This window comes from Candidatus Aquicultor secundus (assembly GCF_002791875.1).
In the GTDB taxonomy this organism is placed as follows: domain Bacteria; phylum Actinomycetota; class Aquicultoria; order Aquicultorales; family Aquicultoraceae; genus Aquicultor_A; species Aquicultor_A secundus.
In genome coordinates this window covers 2,422-4,321 of the sequence record NZ_PFNG01000089.1, presented here as the reverse complement: position 1 = coordinate 4,321, position 1,900 = coordinate 2,422, and the positions used below count along the sequence as shown (strand labels likewise).

Here is a 1,900-nt window from a genome sequence, read left to right as displayed (position 1 = left end):
GTACGTTCATTCTGACGAACCGCCGTATGCGGACCCGCTTGTACGGTGGTGTGGGAGGGTCGGCGGCGAAAGCCGCCCCCTATCCCGATCATTTATGCTGCCATCAGCTGTGGTTTTTCCGCCTCCAGGAAGCCTAAAAAGCGGCGTACCTCATCCGACATCGGCATATCGGTGTTGTAGATAATGTAAAGGTTTCCCATAAGCGGGGAGACCTCTTTTATCTTTATCTCTTTGATCCTGCCAAGGTCAAGCGCATCCTTTGCCGATTTTCGTAAGACAAAACTGATACCCGATCCGCTTTCAACCGCCTTGATAATTGCCGGGTATGTATCTAGCTCGGCGACCACATTGAGGTTATCGAGATTGATGTTATGCGTGGCGAGTACTTCGCGGTACCACATTCTCGTGGCCGAGCCGGGTTCGCGCAGGATAAAATCCTGTCCCTTAAGATCGTTTATAGAAACCTCGCTTTTGCCAGCAAACGGGTGGTTGGCCGGGCAGATAAGGATAAGCTCGTCGAAGTTGTTCAGAAACGTTTCGGCGTGCACGTTGCTATTTTCAAGCGACATGCCGATAACCCCGGCCTCAAGCTCACCGTTGACGACCTGCTCGAACACCTCCGAGCTATCGGAGATATCCACTTTAAGCTCGATATCGGGATTTTGCTTCTCCCAGCCGCCGATAAGCTGCGGCAGCAAGAACTCCCCGGTATAGCTACTCGCGCCGATGTTTACCACGTTTTTCATACCTTCCTCCTCAAATAATTCTTCCATGTAAGGATGTTTTTCCCAATGGTGCACAAAAAAAACGTTGATAATTCCAGAATGTTCGAATTTTGCATGTGCAACGCAGCTCATGGTATCATTGATAGTGGTATCCCGGGTAGTGCCATGAACGCAATAACCGCCGCATTATCTACTCCACTTATTGTAGCCAAAGGATTGTACAACCTGGATTGGCAACAAATTGGTCTTTCTAGATGCGATCTGAGGTTTGCCATGAACCTGAGCCTAAGCCGCAAAGAGGACATAATTAAACTTGAGCAGCTCGAATCTCTTTATGCTGTTGTGGAGACAATATCCTCAAAGCTACGTGTCGAGGATATACTTGAAGCCGTGCCTTCCGCAGTCAAGGCTGTTACAAGAAGCGAAGAGATCTTGATTGCCCTAACAAGCAAGACGGATAACAGTTTTGCAGTAGAAACGTTGAAAAATACATGCCCGCATCCATCCCACCTTATCCCAAAATTTAAAAGACGGAGTTGTGCTGAGTCTGTAATTAGAACAAATAAACCTGTATTGATTCTATCCTCTAACCAGATGATCTTTTATGATAAACTTAATGACCTATTGGTAAGCAATATCGTGTTCGCCGTTGTCCCGCTGTCGGCGCGAAATAAAAACATAGGTTTCCTATCAGTCCTGGCACCAAAAACCCGCTCATTTAGCCGCATAGATATAGTTTTGCTAACTGTTCTTGCTAATCATATTGCCACTGCTATTGAGAATGCGCGACTTCACATGCGAATCCAGGAACTTACTCTCGCAAAGGAGCGAAGCAGAATAGCAAAAGAAATCCTCTCGGTTGTTATGAAAGCCGATATCTGCGATGAGTTATTGCGACAGATAACTGCGCCAGACAATCTAGAAGAACTAACAAGCAAAGAGAAAAAAATACTTGCTTTAATGGCAAGAGGTTATACGAATGAGGAAATCGCAAATGAACTTTGGATTGGATTAAAAACAGTTAAAACCCATGTGAGCAATATTTTAAGAAAGCTGGGTCAAAGAAACAGGGTACAAGCCGTCATGTGCGCTCTTAAGAGAGGGTTAGTTGAGATTGGCTCAGAATAATAACAAATCAGTCTGTTGGTCCCCTTATTTCCGCCTAATGCCCGATT

Annotated in this window: 2 protein-coding genes; one reads left to right on the top strand and one right to left on the bottom strand. The window is 45.7% G+C overall.

Annotated features, from left to right (window positions below; genetic code table 11):
- Positions 1 to 92 precede the first annotated feature (92 nt).
- Positions 93 to 746, bottom strand: coding sequence for a LysR substrate-binding domain-containing protein (locus COY37_RS03730; protein WP_286976188.1), 654 nt, complete (start codon positions 744 to 746; stop codon positions 93 to 95).
- Between the two features lie 45 nt (positions 747 to 791).
- Between COY37_RS03730 and COY37_RS03725 the strand changes: the two genes are divergently transcribed.
- Positions 792 to 1,853, top strand: coding sequence for a LuxR C-terminal-related transcriptional regulator (locus tag COY37_RS03725; RefSeq protein ID WP_286976185.1), 1,062 nt, complete (start codon positions 792 to 794; stop codon positions 1,851 to 1,853).
- The last annotated feature ends 47 nt before the right edge of the window (positions 1,854 to 1,900 follow it).